A 16,807-nucleotide genomic window follows, 5' to 3' on the forward strand; every position below is an offset into this window, starting at 1 on the left:
CTTCTGGCAGGGTTTTTGTTTTATTTAAAGTACTCATATGTTATGTTTTTCTTATCATGGGTTTTAGAAAGATTAGTGTATAGAATATTGGTTCTATTTGATTAATTTTTAAAACAATGGTAAATGAGTGCCATTAGTGCTTTGAAAATAACTTATGAAGTTTTAATTTTAATCCCAAAATAACCTACAATTATGGAAAGAGTAAATACTATTACTAATAAAAAACCATTTCTTCTGCTATTAATTTTTTGCTTTTTCGCACAAATTAATGCTCAAAACGAACAGATTTCTATTCAATCTATTAGTGATCAAGAGTTTGCTGTTAATAGTATCAATGGAATCCCTTTTACGGTGGTGTTAGAAGAAAGCAATAATGATGGGCAATATCATTTGCCAAGTGGAGGTACCATTACTTTTAAAATTGCCGATATGATCGGTAAAAGAAGTACGTTACGTATTGTTTTTGAAGAAGAAATGTATCACTCTTTAGAAGATAAACTTATCGAGCAATATGATTCTGAATCAAAATGGATCAAATCTAGATTAGATATAAGCGAAAATGCATTTAAAATGTTTCCAACACGTCCTGTTTTTACTGATCAGGGATTAGAGAAACTAAAATCTAAAGTATTTGATTATGCTAATACTGATGAAAAGGAAGAATATTTTAATCAATGGATAGAAAAGATAAACTATTCTGTAGGCGCAGTAAACTTTTTCAGAGAGTTATATGCAGCATCGAATGGTGAAGATAATGCACAACGTCATAATTTTCTACCCATCAACATTTATCAAGAACTTCATAAATAAGAATACTTAATAGGGATAGAGGTCAAAGAAAGTAGCGTATTAATTTTGTTACTTTTTTTGATCTCTACTTTTAGTAGTATAATATTGTTTTTTGAATTGTGTGATTTAATCTAAATATTGACGCGTCATACAGTTTTCTTCTAATTCGGTATTGCTTAGTTTTAAGAGATCCAAGTAGTAATCTGCATCATTAATACTTTCAGATAATCTGTTGCATGCTATTTTTTTGTTGGGTAGTCTATCCAGTTGGTCAAACGGATTTTTACTAGGCCAATTGCCTTCCTCTGTTTCTAATTCTTTATACTCTTTAGTTAAACATAAAAATGGGGTGCCTTTAGAAAGGTATACTCTTTTTTCATAAACTTGTATGTTTTTTTTCGTATCCCCAAGTGTGTGTAGATAACGGTCTTCACCTGATTGAAAACAAAAAAATAATTTATCATCCCAAAAATAATACTCAGTTTGTATATCGGCGTTAACGTAGGGTTCAAAATGGTGTACTACGTAACGTAGTTTTTTTTGATGATAATAGTATTGAATCTTACTCATCGATACATCTTCATGACCTTCATCATCCGGGCATTGTTCATAAATCTCAATATTTGGAAGTCTTGAATCTTTTTCTAACCATTGTTGAACAAGCGTATATTTTTTTCGTATATCCTTAAGTGTATCTTCTTCAGTTTGAGCCGAACCAACATAAATGTGAGACAGAAAAAATAAAAATGGTAATAGTCGTACCGAAATTGTCATAGATTAAATTTTTATCGAAGAATTTGCTTTCCTTTTTTGAGATATTCTAGTAGTTTTTCTTCATCAAGTTCAGCGCTATTTTTTTTGTAATTAATGTTTTCTAAGATTTCTTCAACTACATCTTTCAATCCATAAGTATATAAGGGGTGTGTAGGTGAAAAATCAGATACATCGATTCGTTGGTCACTATACAATTTTTGGGCTTCTATTTGTTGACCATTACTAATAATCTTAGGCGCATAAAGTTGTCCCAGGCATTGTATATATCCAAAAAAACTATCACCATACAAATAATCAGAGATAAACAGATCACCATCTATATGAATAAGTGTATCAAAGTTTACAATATATGATACTGTTAGATTATTAGTAACATATAAAAATTGCTCCATATGTTCTGTGTTTTTTATGCCTTTTGTAACTTGTAAATTGCCATCAACTATAATACCAATGTAGTTATCAGGACCTTTTTCATCCCAATGTAATTTGTGCAGTGTTGTATCTCCTTTGTACAAAATGAGCATGTCATCATTGTCATATTCTCGATCTATATCGTCTATAGTATTGTTTTTGATAAGTTGTGCAATATCATATAACGCATCAGCTTCTTTGAAAGAGATATACTGCAAACCATTTTTTTGTTCTTTACTCTTTTTAGGTTGTATTGATCTCTTAGGGGCATTTTTTTCTTTGGTAGAGCGATACCATTGTAATAACATATAAGAAACACCGATAGAACCTGCTATACCCCAAGATTGTAGCAGGGGTTGTTTTATATCTTTATACGTTATAAAACATAATATACCAATTAAGATACTTTCTAAAACGATAAAGAAAACGGCAAACTCTTTAAATTCTTGCAATCGATTTTTGTAGTTTTTAGAATCTTGATTAGATAGAGAGTTATTGTCTGCCAGTACGTCAGCAACAAACTCAATACAGAGATAAATAATTAATGCAACTAAACCATTTGTAATAATTCTACTGTACTCATTATCCCAATTTTGTTGTACAAGAAATTGGCGTACATAGGGATCAATAAAATTATGGGCCGTCATAGCGATGAGCACAGCCATATGTCTAAATCCTCCAGGGATACCAAAAGATGAGAAGTTTGATGTTTGAAGCATGATGAATGTATTTATTAATAATCAAGATAGTTAGAGATGTCAATAAATTCATCGATTTTATGGATATCAGTAGTATCGTAGAATTTATTCAAATTTTTAAATAACGAAACTAAATTAGAACAGATAATATTTCGGTCACTTTCGTCATGCCAAAACTCTAATAATTGACCTTTTTGACCGGTAAACGTACCTTCTGTATCATAACAAATGTGATCTCCACCTCCATTATGAAATATGGGAAACCAATGTTTATTCCACCAATTTTTAGCTTCAAAATCTTTAACTATCATAGATGTGAATTCTTGTTGAGTAGCGAGCATTTCTTCTAACGGGATAAACATACTATTATTCACAAATGTTTTAGAACAAGTACGGCTTTGACCATTTTTCCATAGATATACTAGTTTTAAATCCTCTGGTATTGTTACACCATATTTTTCTTCTAAAACTTGAATTGTCTCGATTTCTAGAGGAGGATTAAACTGTTCATAATACTCAGGGCGTTTTTTCTGCAGGAATTTATCTAAAGTTTGAAGAGTGTTTTTTAATGCTATGGCATCAAACTCTGTTGTACCAGAGCTTGTACTTAATTTTTTTGGTTTATTTTTCTTTGGTTTTGTTGCAGTTACATAACCTTTTTTCTCGTAACGTTGTATCATTAAAGACACTCTTTCCTCACCATGTTCGGGACTGTCATATTTGGTGATTTTGGATTGTGTTTCAGACCGGTCATAATAATCTTCTACAAGCCCCCATTTCATTTTAAAGTTTTTACCCTTTAATTCATACTCCCAAAACTTGTGTTCTGTATCCGTTTTTAGTTCATAATAGTTTTTCATTTCACTTAATTTTTAATACTGCTATCCATTCTTTTCCGTTGAATTCTACTACATCTTTTTCTCCAAACGAGCAAAGTATCCCATCCCTGGCACTCAATTGATGAAAAGTATTAGGTCTATTCTTTTTAAAATCTACTTCTTTAAGGTTTTTTCCATCATAGTAGTATACATTATGCATCGTGCTACAATAGAGTTTTCCTTGAAACCACGCCATCCCATAGAAAGTATCTTCAGTAAGGTTTTGATCTATAATGCTACACTTCTTATTTTCAATTTTAATTAAGGTTCCCATTTGCCCACAGGCGTATACAGTACCATCATCCGCACATCGTATTCGGGTAAGATCTAAATCTGTTGGGCTTTCTAGTAGTTGCCATTTTTTACCATTATAGTGCCAGATTTCACCTAACCAACCCGCTACATAAATATCATCTTCGTCAAATCCATCTATAGATTCCCAACAGGTATCGATAGGATCTATTTCTTTAGAAAATTGCTGTGCAGTATGATCTATTCTAATCCAATGATCAGCATCATCTCTACAATAGGCTTGTCTACCACTTCCCACTGCAAAAGCTTTTCCTTGTGCAATACCTCTAACTTCTTTTAAAAGTCCTTTTGAGATGGGAATAGGAGACTCTTCACCAGCTTCCCCGCCACCAATGCAAATGACTTCACCTGTTGTCCCCAAAGCGATAAATTTTTCATTAGGTTGGTAACAAACTGAGGCAGAGATAAAATTAAACGAAATATCATCAAAACCGAGTTCTTCTCTATCAAGGGTAAACAATCTAACTTCCTGATTGTTATCATTTGTGGTTAGAAAGTAGTATAGGTCGTTATAACGTACTATACCTTTATAAATACTATGCCCTTTGAAATCTTCTAAATCTTCTTTTTGTATTTTCATGACTTTACTTTAAACAATTTCATTCACGGCAGCCAAACCATCTGAAAACATAGATGCCTGTCTATATTTAAAATCGATAATAGTTTCTCCTTTACTATTTGCATAGCCATACGCATCTTTTTTCTGACAGCAATCAAACCCTTACTCATTAGGCCAATTTCTTTGAATTTTGGTTCTATCACCCAATTAAAATCAGTATCTATTAAACCCCATTTACCTTTTATACATAATTGACAATATCCGTTGTAGAAACCTAGGTACTTACTATGTGATTTATGAAAATTTGTTATATCATAGGAGATATCGGTTTCAACACTTTTTTGATTTGTTACATCCCAAAAACATAATTGATTTTTTTTGTTTCTAAGGATATACGGAATAAAACCTTGATGATCTATATGATATAGTGGCACAAAATCTGGTAAATCATAAAGTAGTTCACCTTTGTTATTTATAATAGAGGTAATAGGGTTTTTACTTTTATAGTTTTCTACTATGGCATAATCCCCAAAAAAATCTGTCGCTTTACCATGCTGAGGTTCGATTACGATTTCTCCGGATTGGTTAATAAAACCATTGACTCCGTTTTTACCTGATGTTGCCACTCGTTTTAATCCATTAAAAAACCTCCAGGAAAGATCGATGTATGTGGTATCATTTAATTTATATTTGGTATAATTAGCTTTCCAGGTAATAGGAAGAACAATATCTCCTTTTTCATTGCGATAACCTTCTTCACAACAAATTAAACCATCACTAAAAGGTGCTAATACCCTTGGTGTTTCAAAAAGGATATTACCTTTAATGTCGATAATTACATCTTCCCGAATTGTCTTTCTGCCTTCTTTTTGTACTCTATGGTAGCTTGCTTTCCCTTCAGAAAAACGATCATTAGAAGACATATGCTCATCTAGTATTACTTTTTCTCCTTGGGTGTTGATATAATAATATAGATCTGTTTTCATCTGGATTAATATTCATAAGGTTTATATATTTTTTCTACTAACAATTCACCTTTTACGGTTGTCAAAGAATCGTTGTCACGAAATGTTTTAGCTTTTAAATTGCCCCCGAGATATACTTCTGTTTCAAAAGTTTCATAGTTTTCACAGTTTATATTTCCTGTAATTACTAAGCAAAATACTCTGTCTGAGATCTGTAAATTACCCTTAATGGTTAGGTTACCTTCTATGGCAATGGTACCTATTTCTGCCTCTGGGAATTGATCGGCGATCTCATAAAAGCTATCATCAAATAACCAATGATTGTCAATTTCTAGGTCGCCTTTATAATAGAGACAATCCAGCCCATAATCTCCTTCTGAAGGGAGTAGGCTTTTAGTGTTTATACGTTGGTTTAGTTCTTCTTCAGTTACTAGTGTAAAGTCTTTCATTTTGAAATTATTTAAAAATTTTATTAGATTTTATCCATTTCATTATTTGTGGATGTATTTTATTGCGATCTATTTGTCTAAGCGGTTTTGTTTTTGCCTTATGTTGTAAAAGTAATTTTACCATATCCAAATGATTATTTTCTGCTGCATAACATATGGCAGTTCGATCAAATACTTTTTGCTCTGTATCTGCTCCGTTAGATAGCAGAAGCTGTACAATTTTTAGTGCATTTTTTTCTGCAGAAGTCATTAAAGCAGACTTTTGGTTATATCCTCTTAATTCGATGTCGGCTTTATGTTGTATTAATACCTTGGCCACATCAAAAGCATTATGAGTTGCCGCTTCAATTAATGGTGTTTTGCCTCCAATAAGCTCTTTAGTACTCATATAGTTAACATCAGCTCCGGCATCGATTAAAATTTCAGTCAATTCGATATTATTCTTCATGGCGGCTATCATTAAGGAGGTATATTCTGTGACATGCTGTACAGCATTTACATCAGCACCTTGTTGAATATATGCTGCTGCCATTTCTACATCTTCGGTAATACAAAGTGCAAGAAGAGGTGTTCTTCCCCATTGATCTCGTACTTCTAGGTCTATAGGAAGTGGTGGTACATGATCAAAAGGGTTTCTTTTAAACAGATTTCTTATTTTTTCTAGAATACTCATTTGTTTCAAAATTGTCTTTGTACTATAAATCACTATTACATCTTAACCACATCACTTCTTGCTACTAGAGGTTTAAACCAAAGACTCTAAAAACAAATCAAAAGAATTTTTGTAGAGATAAAACTTGCATTCTGAGGCTTCTAATTGAAATACCTCGAGTTTAGGAGTTAAGATATCTACAAATAGAAATTTATATTCTTCTCCTAATTGGGTTAATGGAATTTTTCCTTCAATATTCGTAACATATTGTGTATCTCCGTATAGTTCGATATAGGCTTCTTCAAATGCTCTCTTATCGTCAAATTTTACTTCAAACTTCAAATCTGATTGGTAATACATTAAAGAATGCGCGCATAGTCCATGGTATTGCTTATATTCTTTATTATCATAAAAGTTTTTAAGTCTTTCTGGCAGAATCACTTTAAAGTTTTTTTCAATATGTTTTCTTACGTCTTTCATGTATTATTTTATTGAAATTATTATAAGATGATCTATTAATTAACCCACACCCATATAACCTTTTGCATCTGGAAAGTAAAGTCCAGAAAATCCCGTTTGTTCAATTTCTGTTACCAGATCTGACCTTACAATAATTGTAGACGAATGTTTTTTTAGCCTGAATAATTTCAAGTTTTCTGGGATCTTTGATTCTTGAAGTTCTAAACCTTTTTCATAATGCATTATCTCGGATGGTTCTAAAGGATTCCAAACCACTCCGGATGCCTCGATATCTATGCAGTCTACTACACGCAATGCATTTATAAGATAATACTCCCCAGGAATATTTCTCTTTTGCTGATCAATTAGTGTTACAGGTAAGAACTCTATGTGTTTACTATCAATTTTTTTCTCCAAAAAAGATTTTAACTTATCAGATACTACTGGATAGCCGGTGCCATAAAGATTATCAGCTAGTTGGTTTAATTTATCATAGTCTCTTGCCTCACATAGTATCTCCTCAGATAAAGAATCAAGTACAGAGATGCCATTGTCTATTTCATCTTGTTCTTCAACATACATGTACTTAAAGGCGCAAAACTTGTTTTCAAAATCACTTTTCCATCGCTGAAATTTTATCTTATCGTTTGTTTTCATAAATTTTTACTTTTTATTCGTTTTTCATTTTTTTCTTTTACTCGAATTAACTTTGGTTTTAAATAATTTGTCCAGGTCTTTCAATCGTTCCCATTTTTCTTCCTCTTTTTGTTGTACTAATTTTTCATTTCGTTTATTACTGCCATTTAATTCTAAGATTCCTATAATAATCAAACCTAAACCTAAGAAGAAGATTATGGGGGCATAAACAAATGTATCGGCTGGTATAGATGTATTTGCTGTAGCCAAATACACATCAATACTAAAACGATATCCAGCCCAAATACTTAGTGTAGCACCCAACAGAATGCAAAGTATTCCCAGTTTTGTTTTTAATTTATTTTTCTGAACTTTTGTCATTTGTTTCTTCTTACAGATATTTATATGCTTATTTTAGAAGGGGGTGAGAAAAAGTATAAAAGCTTTTATCTCCAATGATAATACCCTTACCGGTCCGATATTTTGCAAAAAGAAAGCGTTCTGTTAATCCATCGTCAAAAGTAAAAGTGATAGTATAGCCCGAAATGATATAGCTACCCGATATTTTTTTATCGCTTTTATGAGGTTGGTACACTTTTTTTGTTCGATAAAAATAGCGCCAGGTAAAGCGACCGTTCTTCTCCAAAATTAAAGTATTGAATCTATGTGCTTTGGATTTTGAAAATCCTCCAGCGGTCTGAAAAATACCTTCAATTTTTTGAGTATTGGCTGCTGGTAATGTGCCGTAAACGTTTTTCCATGCTTTTTGACTTTTAAAGTGTACAGACAGCAATTCTCCTTTTTTTACCCAGGTACCCCAACGATGCTTTTCTATAGTTTTGGAGTTATCAACATCAAAATCTAATGGACTTAAATATGGTCTGCTATAGATAGTTCCGTCTTTTAGCAATAGATACGTAACTACTTTTGTGATTGCTCCGTAGGCAGATCCTGTAATGGTGGGACGTGCTATAATAGCTTCAATATTGGATAGAGGCAAACTTTTGTTCGCTTTGGTGCTTTTTTGCGCAATAATGGGAACAAAATTGCCAAGCAAAAAAAGAAGTAGGAAAATTAATTTTACTGCTTTCATCTGTTGATATTTAATTTTTAAAAACGTTTAGATACGGTAGTTGAATACATATTTTGATTTTCGTTGACTTCGTGGTTCTGATTTATTTTAATACAGAGATACCTTTGGATTGCGCTTCTAACACTTTATCTTTTTCTATATATTCGCCATCAAGAAATTCTTCTAAAAATACATCTATCGGATCTGCATTATATCGTTCAACAAAATGAGCCATATCCACTCCTTGCCGAATGCTATTTTGGAAGGAGTATGCTTTATCAACTTCAATTTCATTTCTTATCCATGTTCTCATACCTTCTTCCATAAGTACTTTAGATTCAAGAGAACCAAAGACATGGAACGTATAATTATTAAAAGAATTTAGATATATAAATTCCTCAACAATGATGTTACCGCCAACAACCATTTTGCCACAGATGTGCATATGCTTTGCTATCACATCTCCCAAAACAATAAGAGAGGTAACATCAGCTAAGTTACAATCGCTTATCAGTCCGTCTACCTTAAGTGATCCGTTAACCAGTATAGTTTCTGATCTGACTGCAAAGTTTTGATCAAAAGACACATCACCTTCATACAATTGAATTTTAGGTTCTTCAGTTGAAATAGAAGCTTCATCTAATTCAAAAGGATTGGTAGTCAATATTTCGGGGTGTTTTTCCAAAATTATTGCCTTTGCTTCTTCAATCGAGATCTTATGGGCATTATCTTTAGTATTCATAATGGTTTACACTTTATGTTTTTATTGTTGATCTAGTAGTAGTGAAGTCTTTTTGTAATTCGAAAATTCTGTTTTGGCATACTCCTTAAATGCTTTTCTAAACGTATTGGTGCTTTTAAATCCCAATTCCTGACCAATTGCTTTTACTGTATAATATTTCAATTTATGGTCATCATGATATATCTTTAATAAATACTGAATCCTTAATTTGTTTATATATTCTCTAAATGACATATGTAAATACTCATTAACTATTCGTGAAAGATAGGCTTGATTTGTATTTAGTCTTTTGGCGGTATTATACAGGTTACAATTTATATCCTTATAAAAATATGCTTTCTCTAGCTCAAAAAAACTACTAAGAATGCTTTTAGCTTTATCATCGGTCATCTTGAGTTTGGTTTTAAGTTTTACACTACGGCATATTGCTGGTTTTATAGCGGAGGCATTATATGCTTCCTTATATGCTAGAGCTTTATTTTAGATTTAATTGACCTTAACTCATCAGGGATAGTGCTTATCGGATTGTAATTAAGGATCAACGTTTTTAAGTGCTTCAACTCTAGAATAGATTGTGGAATGTCTTCTATATTGTTATATTCTAAGTCTAGTATTTCAAGGTTTTTAAGTTTTGAAATCTCTTCAGGAATACCTGTAATGTGGCAGTTCTTTAATGATAGGTGCTTTACATTTGTTAGATTAAAAATTTCTGAAGGAATTTCTGCATTTAACGTAAAAAATCTAACTTCTATTTTCTCGAACTTTTCAACATGTCTTGCGCGGATTTTAAAATATCGTTGAGCAACGTCATATAAGTAGTTTTTACTTGAACCTAATTCTGGCAATGGAATATTTTCATATCCTTCATGAAAGATAGATTCTCGCTCATATAAATCTTTTACACAGCTGTGAATACTTTGTACTAATTCATTCTTAGAATACTTTTTGGTTAGATTTTGAACTTCTTCTAAACATGATTTTAGATGGTGATAACTGTCTGATAGACTTTTTGTCCTATTTTCAAAGTATTTAGAAAGTTCTTCTTCAAAATTTGATTGGATTTCATCATAAGTATCAAAGAAATGAGCAGCCATTTCAATGGCGAAAGTAAGTTTTTTGGCATAAAATTCTGCGGATAATTCTTTGTCTTTTGTCTCAGAAAACTTGCTCAATTCTTTTATTTTATCGGTAATACGCTTTACAGATGATTCTGTATCTATTTTAACAAAGGGATGTTTTACAGAAGAGTTCTTAATAAGTGTTCCTTTAATCGATATTTCTTGAAGATTTTGACTAACAAAAGGGCTATCTGGTAATTCAATGATAGGATTCCAATCTACATCAAAGTACTTTAAGTTCGGTAAGGTTGCAAGTATTTCAAGAAAATTTGATGGGGTAAAGGCATCATATTTTGGAATATCCCATATCCCCGTTTCCTGTTGTCTTAAATTAATTCTCTCTAACGAAGAACAACTAGATAAGATCTTTGGAAGGTGGAGTAAAGCATTACGATATAGATTTAAACTCCTAAGATTAGTTAGGTTTCCTATTTCCTCTGGGATATGCTTAAAATGATTTCCTTCGGCTTCTATACTTTCTAAAGTTTCAATCTCTGTGATTACCATTGGAAACACTTCAAACTTATTATCACTAAAAAAGAGTCTCTTAAGTTTTGAAAAGCCTTTTATTTCAGCAGGTAAACTAGAAATGATATTTTGATTAATGTTTAGTTCTTCTAAATTTTTAAATTGAAATATTTCTTTTGGGATTTCTTTTAATCCTTTGTTTTCCAGCGATAGTCTTTTTACACTATCTGGTTTTTCTAATTTTTTTTGAAGTAGTTTGGTGATTTTCTCTTGGATAGTTAAGGCATTTTCTTTTAGCAAAGGTTTGTCTTGATACATTGCTGAAATGAAATTCATAATATTCCCTCCTGCTTTTAACAAATCGGAAGATGAGTAGGTTTCATCATCAATCTGTTTGTTATTTGAATAGGTTTCTACTTCATCATATCCAGCAGTAAAGGCATACCCTGTGTAATTTGCGAATTTTAGGCCTTCCCAAAATTCGCAAACTGCCAATTGTGCCTTTGTTGTTCTTTTTACTTCAATATAGCCATGATTGTATTTATGAGCTATGTATTTTGCCTCTAAATTTCCTTTGATAATCATTTCTGAACCACCACATAAAAGACTATTTACTTTTAAATCACCATTAACAATTAAAAAAGGTCCAAAATCCATTTCGGCATTATAAATAGATCCTTCTACGATAAGGTCACCTTCGGCATATATCCCGGCAATCGAGCGTTCTTCATTGTATAGAAGTTTTTCATTATAATCTAATAAGAGGCTATGCGGTATCACAGCATTATTTTTAAAAACAATACATTGCTCATCTGGATCAATACTGCTTTGTAAATTATCCTGAATTCCCAACTCACCGAAAGCCTTAATTTCGTATTGTAGGTCTTTGGATAGATATCCTGTATCTACTTTTTTGAATAGTTGTTTTTGGTAATAGGTGCCTGCTTTTTCTTCTGTATCAAAGCTTTTGCTTTGTGTTTTACCTTCGGTTCCTATTTTTCCAAAAGTGATGATTATAGAAAGTTTCTCTTTGGTTATTTGCCAAAATTTTCGGCTTTTACTGTCTTTATATTCTAAGTGATGTTTCATTTTTTTATTTGAATATGGGTTGATTTTGTTCTACTCTTTTGATGATGTCGTTTATTTCTAAAAAATCTAATAATTCTTCAACATCTTGTACTTCCTCTTCATTTTTCAATTCGAAAAAATCGGGATCTATTAGTTGAATAACTTCTTCATGAAATAGGGTTAATACATCATCTAGTTCCATTTGATTGATTTTAAAAATCTCTGGATTTTGATTGTCATTTAGGCCATAAGAATCTCCCAATGCGTAGTCAAAATTAATCGCCCCATGAATAGAAAAAAAGTGTTGTTCAGGATAAAAGAAGTGGGTTTTGGCCGCTCCATGCACAGATACAAAACCATGGTTGTAATCTCCTATGATAGCCCGATTAGAAGTCAGGTTTCTTCCAACTTCCAACATGCCGCTATTTTTAAGAAAATCGACGGTGAGCTCTCCAGTTACCAATAAAAATGTTTCAGGATAACTATAGGTTTGTAGGGTGCCATTAATAGTTAAGTTTCCTTCTATGATTAGGCCATCTATTTTAGCTTTGAACAGAGATAAGTCTTCATTAATCTCTAGATCTCCATTGTAATAAAGTATAGTTTCTCTTTCGTGTATAAGTTTAGAAATTTTGTAAGGAAACTTCCAAGTATTCTCTGAAATCAAATTATCCATCATTTGAGCTATATCTGTATCCTTTTCTTTAGAAAGATTGATACATTGATTTTGAAGTTCTTGATTCATCAGTAAATTTGTTTATGAGTTAATTGTTTGATACAAAGTTGCCATATAAATGCGATAAAAACACCCCTAGCATTGATGTAAATTGCACCCCCATTAGTAGGGGTAATGCAATCTTATTTTTATTGTAATTTTGTTGGATTGTTATAAAATCAGGATACAAAGAAGAGTATGCACAAGAGAATATTTTTGATATTACTTTTTATGATAACGGCTATAGGGTATTGTCAGATTGATGATCATAAAAGGTTGAGTGAATTGTATAAATTGATATATAAAACCAACCCAGATAGCATTGCAGATGTGGTACATTCCATCATAAAAAAGAATAAAGGAGTTAATATAACTACTAAAGGATATGGTATTCTAAGTCATTATTATGATAATAAAGGGGTATTAGATTCTGCCTCTTTTTATTGTGAAAAAGTGATAGAAAAATTAAAGGATTCTAAGGATTCGTTGTATCTGAGTAGAGTTACTAGTGCGTATAGAGTTTTGGGTAGCATTAATGAAAACCAAGGTGTTAGAACTGAAGCTCTAAATTATTATCTGCAGGGTTTAAGTATTGCAGAGGAAATTAATGATCAGGAGGCTGTTATCACTCATAAAAATGGAATTGCCAATATCTATCTTGAAAACGAAGAGTATGATAAAGCACAAAAAATCTATGAAGAAAATCTGGCCAATTATAAGGGAGATAATGTTGCAGTAACCTATAATACGTATATAAACCTGGGGATTATTGCTTATGAAAAGGAAAAAACGAATGAAAGTATTTCACATTATCAAAAGGCACTTGCGATATGTAATGATATAAAGAATTATAGGTGTATTTCAAAGTTGTACTTAAATATTGGTGCGGCCTATAATGTAGAAACACACTTTGATAAAAAAGTAGAAAACTATAGAAAGGCAATCAAAATAGCAGAAGAGAACTCTATAGAGGATTTAGCTTTATTGGTAACTTATAATTTAGGGGTACTGTATAGCGATAAAGAAAAGTACAACTTTGCAATTGACTACTTTGACAAGGCTTTAAAAAAGGCGAAACAACAATCCAATTATCATGTGGAACAATATATCTATGAGGAGTTAGATATGTTGTATTATGATAAAAAGGACTATAAAAAAGCCTATGAATATCAGGAAAAAACACGGAAGGTAATAGAAAAAGTGGATAGCATACAAAAAGATGCTGTTTATGAAGATTTAAAGGTAAAATATGAAACTTCAGAAAAAGAAAATGAGATTTTAGCATTGCGACAAGAACAACTGATTAAGGATAATCAGATTGCGAGTCAAAATATAATTAAATGGTCAATTTTAATTGGGTTTGCTATTTTTTTGATACCCATTGGCTTTTTATTAAATACATATTATCAGCGTATGATAACGCAACGTAAATTAAATAATAAATTAATCGAAGTAAATCAACAAAAAATCTCAGGATTGATTAAAGATCAAGAACTAAAATTAGTAAGGGCTTCTATTGAAGGGCAGGATAAAGAGCGTAAGCGTATTGCTCAGCAATTGCATGATAGTGTAGGAGGGAATCTCTCTAGTATCAAACTTCAACTAGATAATATGCAAAAAGGAAAAACCTCGTATGAGAAAGTAATCTATCAAATTGATGATACTTATGATTTAGTTAGAGAAATTTCTCATAACCTGATTCCTCAAAAATTTTCACAAAATCCTTTTACTGCCTTGGTAAAAGAGTATTTAAAGAATGTCCAATCCTCCAGTGATCTAACAATTATTTTTAATCCTTATCCAGAAGATAAACTCAACCAGATTCAACAAGAGGTGCAGGTCGAATTATTCAATATGATACAAGAACTATTAACCAACGTTCTAAAGCATGCTAAGGCCGCAGATGTCGCAATTCAATTGGATCATCTTAGCGATGAAGTAAAGCTTATTTTTGAAGACAATGGTATTGGGTTTAATATGAACAAGAATACTTTTGGCATTGGTTTGAAAAATATAAAGAATAGACTTAAGGATTTTAAGGGGAAACTTTATATAGATTCAAAAGTGGGCAGAGGCACAGTCATTAATATAGATATCCCATTAGGTAACCCCTCAGTGTATGAATAAAATAGTACTTATCTTAATCTTATCCCTATGTATATCTACAGTATCTAAAGCTCAGGTTTTTGATACAAAGTCAGATTCCTTGAGATTGATAACTCTGTATACTGAAATTTCTAAATCGAATTCGGATAGTATTACCAGTGCTTGTCATACAATTATAGGGAATTCAAAAAGCTTGATTAGAAAATCTTTAGCCTATAGAGTGCTGGCTCACCATTATGAAGTAAAAGTAAGTAATGATTCTACCATCCATTATGCTGAAAAGGTAATTGAAATATTAAAAAATGAAAAGGATACCTTATATCAAAGCCGTATGTCTAGTGCTTATCGACAATTGGGTTCTGTTTATGATAATAAAGGGATGTATGAAAAAGCTTTGGAAAATTATCTCGAAGGCTTAGAAATAGGCAAGAAAATAGGTAGTGAAGAGTCGGTTGTAGTTCATAAAAATGGAATAGCTCTAATTTATCAGAAAATGGGAGAGCTTGATAAGGCGGCAGCTATCTACAAAGAAAACATTTCAACATATAAAGGAAATAACAATAAAGTTTTTTATGGATCTTATATTAATCTTGGAAACATAGAAAAGTCAAGAAATAACGTAGAGAAAAGTTTTGAATATTATAACAAGGCTTTAGAGTCTTGTAAAAAGTTTAAAAATTATAGATGTGTTGCGATAATTACTATAAACCTTGGTAATGCCTACACCGAATTTGATAAAAGAGTAGCGAGTTACAATGAATGTATTGCCATAAGTGAACAATACGGTTTTAATGGGACATTGTTACAGGCAACTTATAATCTGGGAGTTATATATAGTGATGATGCTGAATATGAAAAAGCAATGTTATACTTTAATAAAGCATTGGATATGATACAAGAAGAAGAAAACTATTTTATAGAGAAAAAGATTTATGAAGAATTAGAAATGTTATATACAGAAAATAACAATTATAAGAAAGCCTATGAAAGTCAAGAAAGAATAAGAGAAATAATTAGAATTACAGATAGTATTCAAAGCAAGATCGAATTAAAAGACCTTCAATTAAAGTATGAAACCTCAGAAAAAGAAAATGAAATTCTGGAATTGCAACAGGAACAGTTAATCAAGGATAATCAAATTGCAAATGAGAATATAATTAAATGGTCAATTTTAATAGGGTTTGGTGTCCTTTTAATACCTATTGGATTTTTGCTGAATACGTATTATCAGCGTATGACAACGCAACGTAAATTAAATAATAAATTGATTGAGGTAAATCAACAAAAAATCGCAGGTTTGATTAAGGATCAGGAGCTGAAATTGGTAAGAGCTTCTGTAGAAGGGCAAGAAAAAGAGCGAAAACGTATTGCTCAACAATTGCATGATAGTGTAGGGGGAAACCTCTCTAGTATCAAACTTCAATTAGATAACATACAAAAAGGAAAAACTTCGTTTCAGAAAGTAATTCATCAAATTGATGATACATATGATTTGGTAAGAGAAATTTCACATAATCTGATCCCTCAAAAGTTTTCACAAAACCCATTTACTACACTTGTAAAAGAATATTTAAAAAATGTTCAATCCTCCAGTGATTTAACGATTATCTTTAATTCCTATCCAGAAGATAAACTCAATCAGATTCAACAAGAAGTACAGGTTGAATTATTCAACATCATACAAGAATTACTAACCAACGTTTTAAAGCATGCTCAAGCTACTGATGTTGCTATCCAATTGGATCATCTTGATAATGAAATCAAACTTATTTTTGAAGACGACGGTATGGGGTTTGATATCCATAAGAATACGTTTGGCATAGGTCTGAAAAATATAAAAAGCAGACTCAAGGACTTTAATGGGAAACTATATATAGATTCAAAACCAGACAGAGGTACGGTAATCAATATAGATATTCCGATATAAAAAAATAGA

The 16,807-nt window shown here is 31.6% G+C and carries 18 protein-coding genes and 1 pseudogene; 3 read left to right on the forward strand and 16 right to left on the reverse strand.

Going from position 1 to position 16,807, the window contains the following annotated elements; translation table 11 throughout:
• Positions 1-192 precede the first annotated feature (192 nt).
• Positions 193-810, forward strand: a complete 618-nt coding sequence (locus JJQ60_RS04375) for a hypothetical protein (RefSeq protein ID WP_201916991.1) — start codon at positions 193-195, stop codon at positions 808-810.
• A 105-nt stretch (positions 811-915) separates the two neighbouring features.
• Here the strand turns inward: JJQ60_RS04375 and JJQ60_RS04380 are convergent, their stop codons facing one another.
• The 16 genes and pseudogenes from JJQ60_RS04380 to JJQ60_RS04450 form a co-directional block, all read right to left on the reverse strand.
• The gene (locus JJQ60_RS04380) at positions 916-1,563 is read right to left on the reverse strand and encodes a hypothetical protein (protein WP_201916993.1); all 648 of its coding nucleotides are present in this window, start codon (positions 1,561-1,563) and stop codon (positions 916-918) included.
• 11 nt (positions 1,564-1,574) lie between these two features.
• Positions 1,575-2,693 (reverse strand): hypothetical protein, encoded by a 1,119-nt coding sequence (locus JJQ60_RS04385; RefSeq protein ID WP_201916995.1) that lies wholly within the window; start codon positions 2,691-2,693, stop codon positions 1,575-1,577.
• A 14-nt stretch (positions 2,694-2,707) separates the two neighbouring features.
• Positions 2,708-3,532, reverse strand: a complete 825-nt coding sequence (locus JJQ60_RS04390; protein WP_201917002.1) for an SMI1/KNR4 family protein — start codon at positions 3,530-3,532, stop codon at positions 2,708-2,710.
• Between the two features lies 1 nt (position 3,533).
• Complete coding sequence (locus tag JJQ60_RS04395; RefSeq protein WP_201917004.1) at positions 3,534-4,442, reverse strand: beta propeller repeat protein; 909 nt, start codon at positions 4,440-4,442, stop codon at positions 3,534-3,536.
• A gap of 9 nt (positions 4,443-4,451) precedes the next feature.
• A complete protein-coding gene (locus JJQ60_RS21985; protein ID WP_317193993.1) occupies positions 4,452-4,523 on the reverse strand; it encodes a hypothetical protein in 72 nt (23 codons plus the stop codon).
• A 50-nt stretch (positions 4,524-4,573) separates the two neighbouring features.
• Positions 4,574-5,407, reverse strand: a pseudogene (locus tag JJQ60_RS04400) (WG repeat-containing protein); the annotation flags it as partial.
• A 5-nt stretch (positions 5,408-5,412) separates the two neighbouring features.
• On the reverse strand, positions 5,413-5,835 hold the full coding sequence (locus JJQ60_RS04405; protein WP_201917008.1) for a hypothetical protein: 423 nt from the start codon (positions 5,833-5,835) through the stop codon (positions 5,413-5,415).
• A gap of 7 nt (positions 5,836-5,842) precedes the next feature.
• Positions 5,843-6,508: an ankyrin repeat domain-containing protein gene (locus JJQ60_RS04410; protein WP_201917010.1), complete on the reverse strand. Its 666-nt coding sequence runs from the start codon at positions 6,506-6,508 to the stop codon at positions 5,843-5,845.
• 72 nt (positions 6,509-6,580) lie between these two features.
• A complete protein-coding gene (locus tag JJQ60_RS04415) occupies positions 6,581-6,967 on the reverse strand; it encodes a hypothetical protein (protein ID WP_201917012.1) in 387 nt (128 codons plus the stop codon).
• A 39-nt stretch (positions 6,968-7,006) separates the two neighbouring features.
• Positions 7,007-7,603 (reverse strand): imm11 family protein, encoded by a 597-nt coding sequence (locus JJQ60_RS04420; protein WP_201917014.1) that lies wholly within the window; start codon positions 7,601-7,603, stop codon positions 7,007-7,009.
• 24 nt (positions 7,604-7,627) lie between these two features.
• Positions 7,628-7,963 carry a hypothetical protein gene (locus JJQ60_RS04425; RefSeq protein WP_201917016.1) on the reverse strand — a complete coding sequence of 112 codons (336 nt, stop codon included), beginning with the start codon at positions 7,961-7,963 and terminating at the stop codon, positions 7,628-7,630.
• Between the two features lie 28 nt (positions 7,964-7,991).
• Positions 7,992-8,675, reverse strand: coding sequence for a hypothetical protein (locus JJQ60_RS04430; RefSeq protein ID WP_201917018.1), 684 nt, complete (start codon positions 8,673-8,675; stop codon positions 7,992-7,994).
• A gap of 82 nt (positions 8,676-8,757) precedes the next feature.
• Positions 8,758-9,396 carry a hypothetical protein gene (locus JJQ60_RS04435; RefSeq protein ID WP_201917020.1) on the reverse strand — a complete coding sequence of 213 codons (639 nt, stop codon included), beginning with the start codon at positions 9,394-9,396 and terminating at the stop codon, positions 8,758-8,760.
• A 21-nt stretch (positions 9,397-9,417) separates the two neighbouring features.
• Complete coding sequence (locus JJQ60_RS04440; protein WP_201917022.1) at positions 9,418-9,786, reverse strand: helix-turn-helix domain-containing protein; 369 nt, start codon at positions 9,784-9,786, stop codon at positions 9,418-9,420.
• Positions 9,787-9,863: 77 nt separating this feature from the next.
• A complete protein-coding gene (locus tag JJQ60_RS04445; RefSeq protein WP_201917024.1) occupies positions 9,864-12,071 on the reverse strand; it encodes a leucine-rich repeat domain-containing protein in 2,208 nt (735 codons plus the stop codon).
• A 4-nt stretch (positions 12,072-12,075) separates the two neighbouring features.
• On the reverse strand, positions 12,076-12,795 hold the full coding sequence (locus tag JJQ60_RS04450) for a hypothetical protein (RefSeq protein WP_201917026.1): 720 nt from the start codon (positions 12,793-12,795) through the stop codon (positions 12,076-12,078).
• Positions 12,796-12,963: 168 nt separating this feature from the next.
• Between JJQ60_RS04450 and JJQ60_RS04455 the strand changes: the two genes are divergently transcribed.
• Together JJQ60_RS04455 and JJQ60_RS04460 are read left to right on the forward strand one after the other, a co-directional pair.
• The gene (locus JJQ60_RS04455) at positions 12,964-14,892 is read left to right on the forward strand and encodes a tetratricopeptide repeat-containing sensor histidine kinase (protein ID WP_201917028.1); all 1,929 of its coding nucleotides are present in this window, start codon (positions 12,964-12,966) and stop codon (positions 14,890-14,892) included.
• Complete coding sequence (locus JJQ60_RS04460) at positions 14,885-16,798, forward strand: tetratricopeptide repeat-containing sensor histidine kinase (RefSeq protein ID WP_201917029.1); 1,914 nt, start codon at positions 14,885-14,887, stop codon at positions 16,796-16,798. Before JJQ60_RS04455 ends, JJQ60_RS04460 begins: the two co-directional genes overlap by 8 nt.
• The last annotated feature ends 9 nt before the right edge of the window (positions 16,799-16,807 follow it).

This window comes from Aquimarina mytili (assembly GCF_016735115.1).
GTDB classification, from domain to species: Bacteria; Bacteroidota; Bacteroidia; order Flavobacteriales; family Flavobacteriaceae; genus Aquimarina; species Aquimarina mytili.

Excerpts from the sequence above, each read along its gene's own strand:
- JJQ60_RS04375 (WP_201916991.1), top strand. The coding sequence starts at position 193 with ATGGAAAGAGTAAATACTATTACTAATAAAAAACCATTTCTTCTGCTA.
- JJQ60_RS04380 (WP_201916993.1), bottom strand. The coding sequence starts at position 1,563 with ATGACAATTTCGGTACGACTATTACCATTTTTATTTTTTCTGTCTCAC.
- JJQ60_RS04385 (WP_201916995.1), bottom strand. The coding sequence starts at position 2,693 with ATGCTTCAAACATCAAACTTCTCATCTTTTGGTATCCCTGGAGGATTT.
- JJQ60_RS04390 (WP_201917002.1), bottom strand. The coding sequence starts at position 3,532 with ATGAAAAACTATTATGAACTAAAAACGGATACAGAACACAAGTTTTGG.
- JJQ60_RS04395 (WP_201917004.1), bottom strand. The coding sequence starts at position 4,442 with ATGAAAATACAAAAAGAAGATTTAGAAGATTTCAAAGGGCATAGTATT.
- JJQ60_RS04405 (WP_201917008.1), bottom strand. The coding sequence starts at position 5,835 with ATGAAAGACTTTACACTAGTAACTGAAGAAGAACTAAACCAACGTATA.
- JJQ60_RS04410 (WP_201917010.1), bottom strand. The coding sequence starts at position 6,508 with ATGAGTATTCTAGAAAAAATAAGAAATCTGTTTAAAAGAAACCCTTTT.
- JJQ60_RS04415 (WP_201917012.1), bottom strand. The coding sequence starts at position 6,967 with ATGAAAGACGTAAGAAAACATATTGAAAAAAACTTTAAAGTGATTCTG.
- JJQ60_RS04420 (WP_201917014.1), bottom strand. The coding sequence starts at position 7,603 with ATGAAAACAAACGATAAGATAAAATTTCAGCGATGGAAAAGTGATTTT.
- JJQ60_RS04425 (WP_201917016.1), bottom strand. The coding sequence starts at position 7,963 with ATGACAAAAGTTCAGAAAAATAAATTAAAAACAAAACTGGGAATACTT.
- JJQ60_RS04430 (WP_201917018.1), bottom strand. The coding sequence starts at position 8,675 with ATGAAAGCAGTAAAATTAATTTTCCTACTTCTTTTTTTGCTTGGCAAT.
- JJQ60_RS04435 (WP_201917020.1), bottom strand. The coding sequence starts at position 9,396 with ATGAATACTAAAGATAATGCCCATAAGATCTCGATTGAAGAAGCAAAG.
- JJQ60_RS04440 (WP_201917022.1), bottom strand. The coding sequence starts at position 9,786 with ATGACCGATGATAAAGCTAAAAGCATTCTTAGTAGTTTTTTTGAGCTA.
- JJQ60_RS04445 (WP_201917024.1), bottom strand. The coding sequence starts at position 12,071 with ATGAAACATCACTTAGAATATAAAGACAGTAAAAGCCGAAAATTTTGG.
- JJQ60_RS04450 (WP_201917026.1), bottom strand. The coding sequence starts at position 12,795 with ATGAATCAAGAACTTCAAAATCAATGTATCAATCTTTCTAAAGAAAAG.
- JJQ60_RS04455 (WP_201917028.1), top strand. The coding sequence starts at position 12,964 with ATGCACAAGAGAATATTTTTGATATTACTTTTTATGATAACGGCTATA.
- JJQ60_RS04460 (WP_201917029.1), top strand. The coding sequence starts at position 14,885 with ATGAATAAAATAGTACTTATCTTAATCTTATCCCTATGTATATCTACA.